This is a genomic window from Mycobacterium sp. D16R24 (assembly GCF_002013385.1).
In the GTDB taxonomy this organism is placed as follows: Bacteria; Actinomycetota; Actinomycetes; order Mycobacteriales; family Mycobacteriaceae; genus Mycobacterium.
In genome coordinates this window covers 99,357-114,755 of record NZ_MAEV01000011.1, presented here as the reverse complement: position 1 = coordinate 114,755, position 15,399 = coordinate 99,357, and the positions used below count along the sequence as shown (strand labels likewise).

Here is a 15,399-nt window from a genome sequence, read left to right as displayed (position 1 = left end):
CATGTGGACGGACACAACCATGCTCATCGCGATAACGCTCGTCACCGTAGCCATGCTCTGGACGGCGAGCGGGGAGAACTCGATGAACTACTACCAACGCGATAGCCAGAAAGGCATGTGGCAGCGCTAGTTTGCGCATGCGGTAGGCGTCTGTTTGTCTGACGTCATGACCAAGGACGAAGCCGCCGAACTGATCACCGCCCGCCGCATCGAGAAGAACCTGACGTGGCAGGAGATCGCGGAAGCGATTGACTCACCGCTGATTTGGACTATTGCCGCGCTGCAAGGCCAGCATCCCGTGCCCGAAGCAAAGGCCGCGAAGCTGGCCGAGCTTCTCGACCTGGAGCCAGAGGTCACCACCGCGCTGCGCAGCCAGCCGTATCGCGGCACGCTGGACGGCGGCGCGCCATCTGACCCGACGATCTACCGGCTGTACGAGGCGCTGAGCGTCTACGGCCCGGCAATCAAGGAAGCCATCCACGAGGAATTCGGCGACGGCATCATGAGCGCCATCAACTTCAAAGTCGATGTCGCCCGCCGCCCCGACCCGGATGGCGACCGCGTGGTGCTGACCTTCGACGGGAAGTTTCTCGACTACCGCTGGTGATCGCTCACAGCAGGCCGCGAATGTTACGGCCCGTGATGGCACCCCATTTGGTGTCGAGGGCGTTCATGAGCAGCTGCCAGTACGGCGCCCACAGCGTGCGCTGTGCCGTGGCGGGCGGCATCGTCTTGTAGGTGGCCGCCTGCTGCGTCCACCGCCATGCCAACCCTCTGGCCACATCGTCGATGCACCAATAGATCAGCTCATTCGGGTTGGTCGTGGTCTTCCATACGAAACCCGTTTTCGGGTCACGCGTGTGGTACCAGAACTGCGGTCCGTCAAGCACATATTGCGGAGCGATATTGGAGTGCCGTTCACCCTTGGCCAGCTCGGTGGGCACCGGTACTTCGGAGATCGCAACTTCCCCAGCCAGACGGCTCAGCACCGCGATACGAACGTCGAGCTGCTCGCGGATCCACTCCGAACTCCCCGGGCTGCCCGGCTCGGGCACTGCCACCGCCGGACCGGCCGGCGATGCGGCCTCGGCGTTGGCCGGCTCATCCGCAGTCCCCTGGGTTGCCTGCTCGGCCGGCACCTCTCCGTCGACATCGACGATCGCCCCACCCGCCCAGTCCACCTTGGCTGGGTTGAGCACTCCGTCTTCTTCCAGCGACAAATCGACCACATAGGCGATATCGACGAGGACGTCGCGGGCGCCGGGTGCCAGGGAAACGCCGGGGCGGCGTGGCCCCAGCAGCGCGACATGCACCATGAAGAACTCGCCATCATCGTCCCGGTCGCAATACTCACGCTCGTACCGGGCGGCATCCGAGGTATCGAACCGGTGTTTGACGGGCGGTTCCAGCAGCACGCTGCAGAACTGCACTGGGTGGTTGGCATCTCCGTCCAACATGCCGAGTTCTGTTGCGGTAATCGGCAGTTCAGCAGCCAGGCTCGGCGCGGCATCGTCCGCCGCCGCGCGGATGGTGAACGTGCGTGCGTCGGGTGGCCAATCGTCTGGCTCCGGCGCGGCCCCCTGGTGACCGGTGAAATCAACCGTCATGTTCTTAACCGTATGGCAATCGTGTACTTCGGGCGACGATGGTGCACCCAGACCTGTTATTTTTACGACAGACCGTCCCCGCTGGGGGGAGCATTCCGGACGTCAAGGAGACTCATCGTGAAGATCAATGTGCCCATCACCGCCGCCGTGGCGGCCGCCGCAGCGGCGGCCGGCCTGGCCCTGATGCCAACCGCCGGAGCCGATACCACTCTCGGCCAGCAGGGTCGCCTCACCAATGGCGACGTGGTCCAGGCCTGGACCGTCAGCGATCTCAAGGTTAGTGCCGACCAGCTGCCCTACCAGGCCAAAGGCACGTTATGGGAAGCCACTGCCACCGACGAGGCCATCCAGGGCAGCGTCATCCCGATCGTCGCCAACTTCAACGCGAAGGCCAAGGACGGCGAGACCTACCGCGTGCTGTACGGCGTGCCCACCGAGCAGGGCGTGAACCCGGGGACCCTGTCGCAGGGCGAAAAGACCAGCGGCAAGATCTACTTCGACGTGACCGGCTCGGCCCCCGAGACGGTGACGTACACCTCCGGTGACGAGGATCTGCTCACCTGGAAGGCCGCTCCCGTGGCCGCGGCACCGCGTTCGGGCGGTTCGAGCCAGTCGCATGGCACCAACCCCGCACCGGCCACCAGCGCCGCGCCCACTACTTCCCCGGCGCCTGCCGCTGTTCCCGCGGGAAGCCAGGGCACCCCGCTGCCCGCCGGCAGTCAGGGCACCCCGGTAGACGAGCAGCAGCCCGCTGCGACTCCGACCCCGACGGTGGCACCGGTGACCGCGACCCCGGGTCCGACACCTGCCACCCCGGTACCCGCGGCCGAGGGCACGCCGTTGAACAACACCGCGGTGCCTGCTTCCCCGGCTCCCGCATCGCCCGCACCTGCCTCACCGGCTCCCGCGGCGCCCGGTGCCGAAGGCGCTCCGCAGACCGTCACCCCGCCGGTGGCCGCGGTTCCCGCTGTTCCGGCCTCGGAGAGCACCCCGCATGGCCAGCGCGCAGCAGGCAGTCAGGGCACTCCGGTTTCCACCGAGGGCTAGATAATCGTTTCGGCATTGACCGCCGGCCGCCTCGCGCGGCCGGCGGTTTCTGTTATGAGTGCGAAGACCACCAGGCGTACAACTGGTCGAGAGTCGGACCGGCCACACCCGAACGCGTCTCGCTGAGCAAAAGCCGTTCCTCATCGGTCCAGCCGACCACCGGGTGTCCCTGATTGCTACCGCAGAACACCGTGCCGCTCACTTGATCCGGCGTGGCATTGCGACGCCATGGTCCCGGCGACTGGATCCGGCCGGGACATACGACCACCGCGTTCCGCTTCGTTAGACGACTCAACCCGGCCGCGAGCACGGACTTGTCCTTCACCAGTGAGTAGCTCGCCTCAACTGGCCCGTCTGGATCGTCACTGCGCCCGCACTTGACTTGTGCCACTGCCTCATTCGCGGGTTCAACGGCCTTGCAGGCCGACACCCCGTAGCCCGTCGGAATCATAGAGAGCAGGCGCGTCTCCGCATCGGAGTCCCTGCGGGACACCGTTGTCGTTGGGGCCGCGCTCGGTTCGGCGGGCGCGGCATCGCCGCCACTGCCTGCGAATGCCGCGACCACACCACCGATAACAACAACCACAGCCGCCAGCGCCGCGCCACCAATCACCAACGGCCGCTTGCTTCTTTGAGGCTTGTCTTCCCAGGACGAGAAATCGACCGGAGTCGTCGGCTTGATAGGTCCCGGGGCGGTAGGCGGCGCGGTGTTGAAGGTCTCGTGGCTCGGCCACTGCATGTACTGATTGCCCGGTTCTGCAAAAGGTGGGTGCGGTTCCGTGAATGCCGGTTGCTCAATGAACGGAGGCTGATCGAACTCGTGCTCCGACGGAGCGAACGGACCGGGTTCGGACATCCCGGGCAGCGCGTTGAAGACTGGCAGCGGCGCGGTGTCCGCGGCCTCGGACGAATCCTCGGCCGCCGGTGATCCCGCTCCGATATCCGTGTCCATCCGCTACCCCCAATGTCTCGTCGTTACGTCCCCGGCCATGGTCAATGCACAAAGATTACTTGGCCCCGCCGCCCACCGGCCGAAAGCGCGCACAGTGGCCGTCTCAGATGTGGACTGGCGTCGCCGAGAGGCTCCAGCGCCAGGCCCTAATGGACCGCCTTGCCCGGCTCCCGGACCAACGCCCGGGCGATAGGCAGTATGTACTGACGGGCGTACCGTTCGGCGTCTTCCCTGGTGGCGATCTCCCGCCGGGGACTGGGCGCCAGAATGAGCGAATGCGTCAGGCGCACAAAAACTTCTGCGACACCGTAGGAGTCGTCAACGAGGTCACCGGCACTGCGGGCCACATGACCGGCCAGGTATGTGGTCGCCATATCCAGGGCTGGCCCCGCCCCACTTGTGATGACCGGCAGCACAGATTCCGGATCGGTCTCCACCGCCCGCTGCATCAGCGAATGGGTATGCACATACCAATAGATCCCGGTAAAGCCCGCCACCAGCTTGTCCTCGGGACTTTCCAGGGCAGCGATTTCGCGGTCTATGGCGGAGAACATCGTCTGCGCCTCGCGCATGAGGACAGCGAGCACCAGCTCGGTCTTGTTGGACCAGCGGCGATACACCGTCATATGCGATACACCCGCACGCCTTGCGATCTCGTCGACCGTGGCACGGCGGATGCCGAAGCTGAGCATGGTCTGCAGCGCGGCCTCGAGGATGCGCTCGCCGGTCGGATCCGGATCTGCAGACACGGCTCAGTCTCTCACGCAGAACTCCTTCCCAACCCGATGTTGCAATGTTAGTGTTCAACTCAGTTACTAACACCGACGGAGGATGCGATGACGCATGTACTGCCGCGCGACACCACACATGACGGCGAATCCGGTGGCGATGGCCACGAGGACGGCCTGGCCTTCCTGCGCGGGGACGGGGTGCGTCCACGCGTCATGGACGCATTTCGCAAGCACCTGGGCAGTCCCCTGGTCGGCGTCTTCGGCGGGGTGCTGTTCGATGAGGTGGCCCTGATGCCGGTCGCAGCATCTGTCGATCGCACGGGACGGTTCCGCCAGAACTTCACCGACCGGGGCATCCGGAGCGCGTTGAGCGCGATATCGCTCTTGGCAGGCAATCAGCAGCAGCGGGCCGCCACGGCGCAATGGCTCAAGGAGCGACACCGCGATGTGCGGGGCACCGGAGTGGGTGAGTATGAGGGGATTCGTTACAGCGCATTGGATCCCGAGCTGTGGATATGGATTGCGGCCAGCGCGATGAACGCCACGATGGAGGCCTTCCCCTACTGCACGGGTTACGCGATGACCCCCGCGGAGCAGGAGGCCGGGTATCAATACCAGCGGTACCTGCTCAAGGATCTCGAACTGCCCAGTGCCAAGGGGAAATTCCCGGACACATACGCCGCCTTTGTCGACTACTACGACGACATGGTGGAAACCAGGTTGCAGTCCAACGGCTTTCTGCGCGATCAGTTCGCCGGTTTGATGCGACTACCGCTGCCGACGTTGCTCGTTCCCGCCGCGATACGCCCAGCCCTGCTGCCACTCTGGCTCGCGATTCGCCCGGTCGCGGGCCGGGTGATTCAGGTCTGTTCGGCCAAGGCAATGCATCCCCAGATACGCGAGATGATCGGATTTCGGCTCAAGCCCCGTCACAATGTCGAGTTCGCGTTGTACACGCGTCTGCTGCAGCTGGTGTGGCGTGTTACGCCTGAGCGGCTACTCATAGAACCCATGCTGTACAACATGATTCGGCTTGACGACGCTCGTTCCCAGCTCGACGGTTCGCGCAACGCGCAGCGCAGGTACGACAAGGTCTCGCGTTCCCTGACGCGACGTAACGAGCGCCTGGCCGACTTCTACCACAGCTACCGGCTGGACAGCTTCGCCGTTCCGGAACAGCCCACCGGCGCCTGCCCGTTCGGGTGAGTGGCGGCGGCTACGGCGGTCCAGGGACGAATGTGAGGCGCTGACCCGTTAGAGTTTGGTCAGCTATTCACAGCTCCCCGCCCTCGGGGACCTGTTGAGAACCCCGGCGAGGCTGATCAGCTGTGGTCCCGTTTGTCGTTCCGGAACGCGCCCACAATGTCTGGACGCTAGCCTGCTCCTGAGGCTGCTAAGCGCATGAGCCCAGTATTCGCTGTCCGGGTAACTGATGCGCTGCGATCAGCTGGGCAAGCGGCAGTGCGCCACCAAGACGGAGTTGCCCTAACGGCTGGCGCGCGCTGTTAACGTGGTGGAATGGCGTCCGCTCGGACTTTTGGATGTATCGGCGCGCTGGCGGCCAGCGGCTTGTTATTGGCGCCGTCGGCCGTCGCTGAACCCCAATTACCGGATCTGGATCGGTATACCGCGGTGAAGACGTCCGACTATACGGTCGCGATCCCAACCAGCGGCTATAACGGTGCCGTGAGCAGCGTGCAGTTCAGCACCCCAGCGGGCCAGAACTGCAGTGTGGTGATCAATGTTCGAGGTATGTGGGACATCGCGACGTGCACCGGGCGGATTCCAGGGAGTAGCCATAGCAGCGTGACCGCGAGCTACATGGAAGCCGGTAAATTCGGCAACTCTCCGCCCAGTCCCGGGCCGGCGAAACTGTTGCCGGCGGGTAGCAAGGTCGTGTTCACCCGCGGGGTATGGACCGGCACTTGCGCGGTTGACGAGGCGATGACCGCCTGTGTTGTCGAGACCGTCCCAGGACCTGGCGAGTCAACCTCAAGGGCCCCCCACGGGTTCGTGCTCGGCCCAGAAGACAGCTCGACTTTCTAAATGGCTCACCGTGATTCAACGGTGAAGCGCCTTGCCGACGCCTGACTTGGCCTTGAAATCTCTTCCGCGTGACGGCGTGAGTGCGTCTAGCGCGGGAGGTTAGATGTCGACCTCAACGGGATGGTGTGAGGATCGGGCCTTTTCTGAAAGGCTTTCGATCATGCCCAACCGTATCCAGCGGAGTTCCGTGCCCGCGCTGTCGCGCTCCTGAGGGCAGGTAAGCCAATCACAGGTGTTGCCGCAGATGTTGGGATCAGCGAGGGGTGTTTGCATAATTGGGTGCGCCAGGATCGGGTCGATAGGGGCGAGGTTTCGGGTGTTCCTACTGCCGAGAGTGCCGAGTTGGCGCGGGACAGGAAACGTATCCGCGAACTGGAGCGCGAAGTTGAAATCCTCACGCGGGCATCGAAATTCTTCGGGGAGGACAAGCCGCACCCAAAGGATTCACCCGGTGATCGACCGACTCGTCGATACCGGGTTGCCCCGCCGCCGGCACTCCGGCCTGAACTACCGCACCCCGACCGAGCACGAACTAACCTACAAAAATCCACCCGTCCCAGCCTGAATCTTCAGACCACAACGGGTAGCCGATCCGTAGGGCAGGTCAAGGAGTCAACCGAACCTTCAGCAGCCCCGGCCTTGTAGAGGCGGGTGGGCCCTCTCAGGTTTAGCGGCAGCAGTCGGGGTCCAGAACAGCGCATAGGGCTGTCAAGGCGTCCGGTACTGGGCGGTGAAACACCTTCATGCCACGACGATCTGACTCTACGAGCCCAGCTTTGCGAAGTTGGTTCATGTGGTGACTGACGGTCGATTCGCTGAGCCCGAGCAGCTCAGCCAGGTCACCACTGATGATCTCGCCTTCAGCAGCGCTGAACAGCTGGGACATGATCTTGACCCGCACCGGGTCGGCCAGGGCCTTGAGCCGCAGCGCTACCTCCAACGCCTGGATATCGGACATTGGACCAGCAGCCACAGGTGCACAACACACCGGACTAGTGGTGTCCACCACAGGCAGGGCTTTGGGCATACAACGGATTCTCCCCGCCGCATTGACATATGTCAAAGAGGTGGCATACTTGCGGCTATCCGACTAGTTCGATGAATATCTCATTAGTTGTGGAGGTGGCGCAGTGTCCCGTGTACAGCTTGCCCTCAATGTTGATGATCTTGATAAGGCAATCACGTTCTATTCCAAGCTCTTTGGTGCTGAGCCAGCCAAGCGTAAACCGGGCTATGCGAACTTCGCGATCGATGAACCGCCGCTGAAGTTGGTGCTGCTGGAGAACCCTGGCCATGGCGGCACCATCAACCATCTCGGGGTTCAGGTCGAGTCGAGCGAGCAGGTGCATTCGGAGATCGCCCGCCTGACCGATGCCGGGATGTTCACCGAGGAGGAGATTGGCACGACGTGCTGTTTCGCCACCCAGGACAAGGTGTGGGTCACCGCCCCTGATGCCGAGAAGTGGGAGATCTACACGGTTCTAGCCGATTCGGAGACCTTCGGGACCACTCCGGAACTACTCGCCCAAGGCGAGGCCTGTGCCTGTGATCACGCCGTACCCGAGAACGATGCTGCCGATGTTGAGACAGTCGAGGCGGCCCCCTCGTGCTGCACGACTCGATGAACCGGGCAACCACCCCGATCCCGCCTGCGACGGCCGGGAAACTCTCGACGCTGGATCGGTTCTTGCCGGTGTGGATCGGTGTCGCGATGGCTGTGGGGCTGCTGCTGGGCCGGGGCGTCCCTGCCCTGAATACCGCCTTGGAAAAGATTCAGGTCGACGGGGTTTCGCTGCCAATCGCGATTGGGCTGTTGATCATGATGTACCCGGTGCTGGCCAAGGTGCGCTATGACCGCCTGGACACCGTCACTGGCGATCGCAAGCTACTGATCGGCTCCCTGGTGCTGAATTGGGTGCTGGGCCCGGCGCTGATGTTCGCCCTGGCGTGGCTGCTGCTACCCGATCTGCCTGAATACCGCACCGGCCTGATCATCGTGGGACTGGCCAGATGTATTGCCATGGTGATCATCTGGAACGACCTGGCGTGCGGGGACCGCGAGGCGGCCGCCGTGCTGGTGGCGCTTAATTCGGTGTTTCAGGTGGTCATGTTCGCGGTGCTGGGGTGGTTCTACCTGTCGGTGCTGCCCGGCTGGCTGCACCTGCCTCAAACCGAGATCAGCACCTCGCCGGGGCAGATCGCCAAGTCCGTACTGATCTTCCTGGGCATTCCGTTGCTCGCCGGGTACCTATCCCGGCGCATCGGAGAACGCACCAAGGGCAGAGACTGGTACGAGTCGAAGTTCCTGCCGGTGATCGGGCCATGGGCCTTGTACGGGCTGCTATTCACCATCGTGATTCTCTTTGCCCTGCAAGGCGATCAGATCACCTCCAAGCCCTGGGACGTGGCGCGGATCGCGCTACCGCTGCTGGCCTACTTCGCGATCATGTGGGGCGGCGGCTACCTGCTCGGTGCAGCCCTGGGCCTGGGCTATGCGCGCACCACCACACTGGCGTTCACCGCGGCCGGAAACAACTTCGAGCTGGCCATCGCAGTCGCGATCGCCACCTACGGCGCCACCTCCGGCCAAGCTCTAGCCGGGGTCGTCGGACCCCTGATCGAAGTTCCTGTTCTGGTGGCCCTGGTGTACGTGTCGCTGGCAGTACGCCACCGATTCACCACTCCAGCCTCCCAGCAGGTTTCGCCCGCCCCTTCCACCACAAGCGTGACGGAGTAGGACATGACCGAGAGCCCCGTAACACACAATCTGCGCACGGATTTGTCGATCGATCAGCGCCATGCTCTGCGCACCGCGGCCACCCGGCTGCAATCGGAGTTTGACGGCACCTTCGGCACCGAAACGATCGAACGGTTCCTGTACTCGTCCTACGAGCAATTCGCAGGCCGGGCCACCGTTCCCAACTTCCTTCCACTGCTGGCCGAACGTTTCGCCCACCAACGCCTACACGCACTGGCACGAGTGGAAGGCAAGGTCAGCGACGGCAAGCCCACCGTGCTGTTCCTGTGCACCCACAACGCCGGACGCTCCCAAATGGCGCTGGGGTTCTTCAACCACCTGGCCGGCGATCAGGCTGTGGCCTGGTCAGGTGGCAGTGAGCCGGGTCGTGAAATCAACCCCGCCGCCATCGAGGTGATGGCTGAAGCTGGTATCGATATCACTGGCGAATACCCGAAACCCTGGACTGACGAGATCGTGCAGGCCACCGACGTCGTCATCACCATGGGCTGCGGGGACGCGTGCCCGGTCTTTCCCGGAAAGCGTTACGAGAACTGGAACCTGCCCGACCCTGCCGGAAAATCGGCCGATGCGACCCGCCCGATCCGCGATGAGATCGAACGGCGTGTCCGTAGCCTGCTGACCGAACTGGATGTGGCCGCGACGCGATAGCAGCCGGTGTTACCTGTATCTGTTTCCCGCACAACAGAGTTCGAACTTTCCAACTCAAGGAGCCGATCAACAGTGACCAGCGACAAGCCCTCGGTGCTATTCATCTGCCGCAGCAACGGCGGTAAGTCTCAAATGGCGGCCGGGCTCATGCACAAAGAAGCCGGAGAGCGCATCAACACCTACTCGGCGGGCACTGAGCCCGGCGCAGCCGTCAACCAACTATCCGCCGAATCACTCCTGGAAGTGGGGGTCGATATCACCGGCGAACACCCCAGGCCCATCGACCCGGAACTGCTACGCAGCGTCGATCGGGTAGTGGTGCTGGGCCGGGAAGCCAAGCTCGACGCCGCCGACGGCGTCCGCGTCGAATACTGGGACACTGACGAACCCTCCGAACGCGGAATCGACGGCATCGAACGCATGCGCCTGATCCGCGACGACATCACCGATCGCATACAACAACTCGCCGCCGATCTCGCCCGGTAGGGCAGGCCCAGCCGACTAGGTGCTTGCGCAGGTACTTACGAACGTCGTTCATGCACAACCGAGCCCGCTTAGGTGCGTTCAATCAGAAGTTCGGGTTAAGTTTTTGCCGCATACGGCGCACGGCTTTTGTTGTACGTCCCGTGAGGTGGGCAACTTGTTCGTGGTGTAGCGACTGGTTCAGGGCAATGCTGATCTCCGACACTGTCCACCGTTGATACCGACGAGTGCCGATGCAATCTGAAACATCGGTTCTGCGTCTTTCCGGGCGCACGCTGGCCGTCTGCTCGACGTCACGCCAACGTGCGCGCTCAGCTTCTGCAATACAGCGAACCCGGCTAGCTTCGGCCGTTTGGCAATCGTGGCAACGACATCCGCTCTGATATCCAACCACTCCGTGTCTAATCAATCAGCTACTCACCGTCTCTGCCGCAAGCACTCGGATTCGGTACGGTCGGGAGCCTGACGCATCGACAGCCGGATGACCGAACAGGCACAGATTGCTGTGGCCGAGGTCTGAGCCCTGCCACGGCACCGCAGCCTGGTTAGGCATGTCCAGCAACGGGTGCCGGCGGCGGAACTACTGGAGCGTTTTCCGGTTGTTCGGGCGGGGTCCAGTGCCATTGTTCTGGGGCGGGCCCCTGAGCGTCGTCGCCCAAGCCCGGGATCCGAGTTCCGGGCAGGGGCGCGGTGCCGGGCAGAGGTTGGTTTAGCTCCTCCTTGGGGCGTCGGCCCAGCAGCCCGCCTCCGAGCTGGCCGTCTTGGTGTTGATGCCACAGCCGTCGCAGGTAATCGCCTCCGGCAACATCGGCGTTCTCTTCACCGGGGGCGACCCCGTAGATTTCCCCTTTGCCAGGCTCCGCCGGCATGAGGTTCTGCGGCAGCAGATACTGGTTATTGAGGGCGTTGGCGCCCGGGACCGTGACCGGGCCAGCGCCGCCGGGAGCAGCTGGCACCGTGTTCTGGCCCAGCAGGCTCGGATCACCCGCAATGCCTAGGTTGGTGGGTACGCCCCCGGGGCCCTGTTCGGTGCCCGCCATGGCCAGCGGATTGCCGATCTGTGACGGTGGCGGAGGCTCCGGCAAACCAGGTGGTCTAACGGGAGCTATCGGCTGCTCCGGTACATCGGGGCCCGGATCAGCCTCGCAGGTAGCGGCGGTGACGACCAGAGCAGCAGCTGTCAGCGCTGCGGCAACCCCAATCCTTAGGGATGAAAGAGCGGGAAGCATCATGGGTATCTGTGCACCTTCCTGCGGTCCGGGTTTAGACGGTTTTGGTGACGCCGTAGTAGCCGACGATGTCCTCGGTGCCGCTGCCTTTGCTGGTCAGGACCGCATAGGAACGCAGGAACGACTGTCCCACGCAGCCGTCGATCTTGATGTGTACGTCCTTGAGCGTGACACGGGTCTGCTTGCCTTTGAACTTTTTCTTGGTTACCGAGACATTGATGACTTCGCCGGGCTTAGGCCTGACCTCGACGTTGCCCACGAGTGGCATGCTGATGTTGCCGAGCCCGGACTGGCCGATGGATGAGGACAAACCGATGCTTCCGGTGAGGCGGACAGCGCTTAGCGCGATACCACAGCCGATCTGGTAGCCAGCCTCTATTGTTCCGCCCTTGGGTTTAGTGCTTCCGCTGCCTTTGACGGTGCCGATGAAGGTGCCTCCGGCCAGGTACTCGCGTGAGGACAGGGCTGTGGTCAGCGGCGGGATCGGCAGCTGGGTCTCCTCCTCGGCGGCCAGCGTCAACATCCAGCCATCAGGTGTCGTGACGACGCTCGGCGGCTCCGAGCCGACGATGCCGTTATCCGGTGGTGGGCCGGGCTCACCGTCGGCAGGAGGCAGTGGCGGCACCGGACCTTCTGCCGCCGCGGGTGCGGGCGCCGGGACCGGTTCAGGATCGGCTAACGCCAGCGGAGCGGTGGCTGCGAATGTGCACGCGGCAGTGAGTGCAGCAAGAGTCTTGAGCATGATGTTCCTGGCCTCTCGGGCTTATCAAGGGGGAGGTTGAGAAGGATTGGGGGGCTTAAGATTTCAGACAGCCTTGGTGACACCCATGTAGGTGACCACGTCCTGTGTGTCCTCGGTCGAGCTGGTGAGTATTGCGTAGGACCTGATGAAGGATTGGCCCACGCAGCTGTCGATCTTGATGCGGAACGCGTTGATCGTGACGCGGGCGGTGGTCTCCTCTTCGAAGGCCATCTTGGTGACCGGGATGATGGTCGCCGTGCCCGGCTTGAGGGTGGGTCGGATCTGGGCGAAAACGTTGCCGGCGACGCTGGGTGCGCCCGCAGGGCTGATTTGGGGTGTGATGCCACCGCCAAATCGCAAGTCGACGGTGTCGGCGCTTATGCCACAACCGATTTGGTATCCGGCCTCCAGAATACCGTCCGTCAGTTTCGTCGTGCCCGAGCCCTTGATAGCTCCAATGAATGTGCCACCCACCAGATACTCACGCGAGGACAGGGCCGTGGTCAGCGGCGCGACGGGCAGCTGGGTTTCATCCTTGGCGGCAACCGCCAGGATCCAGCCGTCCCGCGTACGCAGTGCGCCCGGCTCACCCGACGCAACAGCACCGTTATCGACAGGAGGGGCCGCGACAGGGTCTGGGGCGGCCGCCGCCGCCGCCGGGACACTGTCGGGCAGCGGTTCGCCCCCTGGCGGATCGGCCAGGGCCAACGGTGCGGTCGCGCCGAGCGTACAGGCAGCAGTAAGGGTGACAAGGCTTTTCAGCATGTGTCGGCATTGCCTCTCAGTTGTCTTATTCGGGGGGCCTATCCCAGGAACCCGCAGTAGCACTCGACAGCGGTTACCCGCTACCCCTTCGGGGTACAGGTGGAATGTCTAAGAGGCTCACATAACGGATAGGTAAACAAAGGAGAAACAGAGCCCGGACACTGCCCGTCCGTTACGCGCGGCCCCAAAGGCCACGTCCGGCTGATAGTTCGCCGCGGCACCAGCGGCACACGGCGGTCTGGCCGGTCCAGTCACCAGACCCCCGCGCGGGAATACCGCTACTGACTGCTGTGACCAACCCCGGCTCGTGTGGTGAGGATGTGGTTGAGTTCTTCGGCGTAGGCCAGGTGCCTGCGTAGCCGGGTGATGCTGTCGTGCGTCTTAGCCCGACATTGCTGCAGGTAGTCAGCTGCGGCAGATTGTTGGGCTGCGGTCGCGTTTGGGGTGTTGAAGGTGTCGATGGCCTCGAGGAGGTCCTTCATTTCGGTGAGAGTGAAGTCGAGGGGTTTCATGCGCCGGATGACTAGGAGCCGTTCGACATCGGCCTCGGTGTAGAGCCGAAAGCCACCGCTGCTGCGTGCGGAGGGGGTGACCAGCCCGACTTCGTCGTAGTGGCGGATGGTGCGGATCGATAGTTCGGTGCGGGCAGCGACTTGCCCGATCTGCATGTTCGCGTTGCCTGCGTCAGCCACCGTGCGGCGCACCTCCGACATTGTGTACCTGCTTGTTTCTTGTGCTGTTCAACTGTAGCCAGCCCTCGAAACTGTCGTGCAAGATTAGTGGGCGCCGCCAAGTTGCCCGGTGAGGCGGCCGTGGCGTAGGGCTGAGTCTTGGTTGAGGCCAACGATTTCCGCGCGCTTTCCTTTGGTCCGGTATTTGGTGGTGATCGCGTCCAGCGATGCGACGGTGGAGGCATCCCAGATGTGGGAATCGGTCATGTCGATGACCACGTGATCGGGGTCGCCCGTGTAGTCGAACTGGTAAACCAGATCGTTACTCGAGGCGAAGAACAGCTCCCCGGTGACTCTATACACCACCGTGCCTCTGGTGGCTGAGTCTTGTTGCGGTTGTTCGGTTTTGTGAACGGTGACCATGTGGGCGACGCGGCGGGCGAACAGCACCATGGCGGTGAGCACACCGATGATGACGCCGTAAGCCAGGTTGTGGCTGATGACGGTGACGATCACGGTGGCGACCATAACCAGGGTTTCACTGCGGGGCATGCGGCGCAGGGTCATCGGGTTGATGCTGTGCCAGTCCATCGTGCCCACGGATACCATGATCATCACGGCCACCAAGGCGGCCATGGGGATGCGGCCGACGATATCGCCCAGTCCGACAACCAATCCCAAAAGGAACATCCCGGCCAGGAATGTCGAGATGCGGGTGCGGGCGCTGGAGACTTTGACGTTGATCATGGTTTGGCCGATCATGGCGCATCCGCCCATACCGCCGAAAAACCCAGTGACGATGTTGGCCACGCCCTGGCCCCAGCCCTCGCGAGTTTTGTTGGAGTGGGTCTCGGTGATGTCATCGACCAGCTTGGCGGTCAGTAGCGATTCCAGAAGCCCCACCAGCGCCATCGCAAGGGCATAGGGGGCGATGATTCCCAGGGTGTGCATAGTCGCGGGCACATGCGGGATCAGTAGCGTGGGAAGGCTCGACGGTAGGGTGCCTTCGTCGCTAACACTGGGCAGATCTAGTGAGAACACGATCACCGCAGCGGTCAAGGTCACGATCGCCACCAGCGGTGCCGGTATCACGGTGATCAGTTTGGGTAGTAGCACCATGATCAGCAGGCCCACCCCGACAAACGGATACACCAAGGCGGGTACGCCGATCAGGTGCGGCAGCTGGGCAGTGAAGATCAGGATGGCCAGTGCGTTGACGAAGCCGACCATGACGCTACGCGGGATGAACCGCATCAGCCGCGCGACTCCCAGCACACTGAGTGTGACCTGGATTATCCCTGCCAGGATGACCGTGGCGATCAGATAATCCATGCCGTGTTGACGGGCCACAGGGGCGATCACCAGTGCCACCGCGCCCGTGGCTGCCGAGATCATCGCCGGGCGCCCACCGGTGATCGCAATGGTCACGGCCATCGTGAACGACGCGAACAGACCGACCCGTGGGTCGACCCCGGCAATCACCGAGAATGAAATCGCTTCAGGAATGAGCGCCAACGCCACCACCAGCCCGGCCAGCACTTCGGTGCGCATCCGCGACCAGGACCGCAGCGCCGCCCACACCGACGTACTCGGGTCGCCCGCCTCACGAATCCCCGACGCGGCAGGCATTTGGCCAGAAGTCATACTCGGCTCCATTCACAGTGCAGCACAACAACACCCGTCTACAGCGGGGATGTACGGCAAGTGCGGCGCTGCA

The 15,399-nt window shown here is 63.3% G+C and carries 17 protein-coding genes and 2 pseudogenes; 10 read left to right on the top strand and 9 right to left on the bottom strand.

Annotation, left to right across the window (positions count from 1 at the left end; all coding sequences use genetic code 11):
* Nucleotide 1 precedes the first annotated feature (1 nt).
* Both B4383_RS27100 and cynS read left to right on the top strand, forming a co-directional pair.
* On the top strand, nt 2–130 hold the full coding sequence (locus B4383_RS27100; protein WP_286141885.1) for a hypothetical protein: 129 nt from the start codon (nt 2–4) through the stop codon (nt 128–130).
* Nucleotides 131–166: 36 nt separating this feature from the next.
* Nucleotides 167–607 carry a cyanase gene (cynS, locus tag B4383_RS09615; protein WP_078290488.1) on the top strand — a complete coding sequence of 147 codons (441 nt, stop codon included), beginning with the start codon at nt 167–169 and terminating at the stop codon, nt 605–607.
* A gap of 4 nt (nt 608–611) precedes the next feature.
* On the opposite strand, the gene B4383_RS09610 is transcribed toward cynS, so the two are convergent.
* Nucleotides 612–1,607 carry an immunity 63 family protein gene (locus tag B4383_RS09610; protein WP_078290487.1) on the bottom strand — a complete coding sequence of 332 codons (996 nt, stop codon included), beginning with the start codon at nt 1,605–1,607 and terminating at the stop codon, nt 612–614.
* A gap of 117 nt (nt 1,608–1,724) precedes the next feature.
* Between B4383_RS09610 and B4383_RS09605 the strand changes: the two genes are divergently transcribed.
* Nucleotides 1,725–2,654, top strand: coding sequence for a DUF1942 domain-containing protein (locus tag B4383_RS09605; RefSeq protein ID WP_078290486.1), 930 nt, complete (start codon nt 1,725–1,727; stop codon nt 2,652–2,654).
* A 52-nt stretch (nt 2,655–2,706) separates the two neighbouring features.
* Here B4383_RS09605 and B4383_RS09600 read toward each other — a convergent pair whose 3' ends face one another.
* Together B4383_RS09600 and B4383_RS09595 are read right to left on the bottom strand one after the other, a co-directional pair.
* Nucleotides 2,707–3,606: a hypothetical protein gene (locus B4383_RS09600; RefSeq protein ID WP_078290485.1), complete on the bottom strand. Its 900-nt coding sequence runs from the start codon at nt 3,604–3,606 to the stop codon at nt 2,707–2,709.
* 146 nt (nt 3,607–3,752) lie between these two features.
* Nucleotides 3,753–4,355 (bottom strand): TetR/AcrR family transcriptional regulator, encoded by a 603-nt coding sequence (locus tag B4383_RS09595; RefSeq protein ID WP_078290484.1) that lies wholly within the window; start codon nt 4,353–4,355, stop codon nt 3,753–3,755.
* Nucleotides 4,356–4,442: 87 nt separating this feature from the next.
* Here B4383_RS09595 and B4383_RS09590 point away from each other — a divergent pair, with 87 nt between their 5' ends.
* From B4383_RS09590 to B4383_RS27400, 3 genes and pseudogenes are all read left to right on the top strand, one after another.
* The gene (locus B4383_RS09590) at nt 4,443–5,543 is read left to right on the top strand and encodes an oxygenase MpaB family protein (RefSeq protein WP_078290483.1); all 1,101 of its coding nucleotides are present in this window, start codon (nt 4,443–4,445) and stop codon (nt 5,541–5,543) included.
* 312 nt (nt 5,544–5,855) lie between these two features.
* Entirely contained in the window at nt 5,856–6,383 is a 528-nt protein-coding gene (locus B4383_RS09585; RefSeq protein WP_078290482.1) for a hypothetical protein, read from the top strand.
* A 183-nt stretch (nt 6,384–6,566) separates the two neighbouring features.
* Nucleotides 6,567–7,028: pseudogene (locus B4383_RS27400) on the top strand (transposase); the annotation flags it as partial.
* Nucleotides 7,029–7,050: 22 nt separating this feature from the next.
* Here the strand turns inward: B4383_RS27400 and B4383_RS09575 are convergent.
* Nucleotides 7,051–7,410: an Rv2640c family ArsR-like transcriptional regulator gene (locus tag B4383_RS09575; RefSeq protein ID WP_078290481.1), complete on the bottom strand. Its 360-nt coding sequence runs from the start codon at nt 7,408–7,410 to the stop codon at nt 7,051–7,053.
* A 103-nt stretch (nt 7,411–7,513) separates the two neighbouring features.
* Between B4383_RS09575 and B4383_RS09570 the strand changes: the two genes are divergently transcribed.
* The 4 genes and pseudogenes from B4383_RS09570 (at nt 7,514) to B4383_RS09555 (ending at nt 10,278) form a co-directional block, all read left to right on the top strand.
* On the top strand, nt 7,514–8,008 hold the full coding sequence (locus B4383_RS09570) for an ArsI/CadI family heavy metal resistance metalloenzyme (RefSeq protein ID WP_078290480.1): 495 nt from the start codon (nt 7,514–7,516) through the stop codon (nt 8,006–8,008).
* Nucleotides 8,005–9,348: pseudogene (gene arsB / locus B4383_RS09565) on the top strand (ACR3 family arsenite efflux transporter); the annotation flags it as partial. The gene B4383_RS09570 and the pseudogene arsB, both read left to right, overlap by 4 nt.
* 15 nt (nt 9,349–9,363) lie before the next feature.
* On the top strand, nt 9,364–9,792 hold the full coding sequence (locus tag B4383_RS09560; RefSeq protein WP_353615625.1) for an arsenate reductase ArsC: 429 nt from the start codon (nt 9,364–9,366) through the stop codon (nt 9,790–9,792).
* A gap of 72 nt (nt 9,793–9,864) precedes the next feature.
* The gene (locus B4383_RS09555) at nt 9,865–10,278 is read left to right on the top strand and encodes a low molecular weight phosphatase family protein (RefSeq protein WP_176126572.1); all 414 of its coding nucleotides are present in this window, start codon (nt 9,865–9,867) and stop codon (nt 10,276–10,278) included.
* 542 nt (nt 10,279–10,820) lie between these two features.
* Here B4383_RS09555 and B4383_RS09550 read toward each other — a convergent pair.
* From B4383_RS09550 to B4383_RS09530, 5 genes are all read right to left on the bottom strand, one after another.
* Nucleotides 10,821–11,507 (bottom strand): hypothetical protein, encoded by a 687-nt coding sequence (locus B4383_RS09550; protein ID WP_139360657.1) that lies wholly within the window; start codon nt 11,505–11,507, stop codon nt 10,821–10,823.
* Between the two features lie 31 nt (nt 11,508–11,538).
* The gene (locus tag B4383_RS09545; protein WP_078290478.1) at nt 11,539–12,246 is read right to left on the bottom strand and encodes an MspA family porin; all 708 of its coding nucleotides are present in this window, start codon (nt 12,244–12,246) and stop codon (nt 11,539–11,541) included.
* Nucleotides 12,247–12,309: 63 nt separating this feature from the next.
* Entirely contained in the window at nt 12,310–13,011 is a 702-nt protein-coding gene (locus B4383_RS09540; RefSeq protein ID WP_078290477.1) for an MspA family porin, read from the bottom strand.
* Nucleotides 13,012–13,289: 278 nt separating this feature from the next.
* The gene (locus B4383_RS09535) at nt 13,290–13,724 is read right to left on the bottom strand and encodes a MerR family transcriptional regulator (RefSeq protein WP_078290476.1); all 435 of its coding nucleotides are present in this window, start codon (nt 13,722–13,724) and stop codon (nt 13,290–13,292) included.
* A 63-nt stretch (nt 13,725–13,787) separates the two neighbouring features.
* Entirely contained in the window at nt 13,788–15,326 is a 1,539-nt protein-coding gene (locus B4383_RS09530; protein ID WP_078290475.1) for a SulP family inorganic anion transporter, read from the bottom strand.
* Nucleotides 15,327–15,399 lie beyond the last annotated feature (73 nt).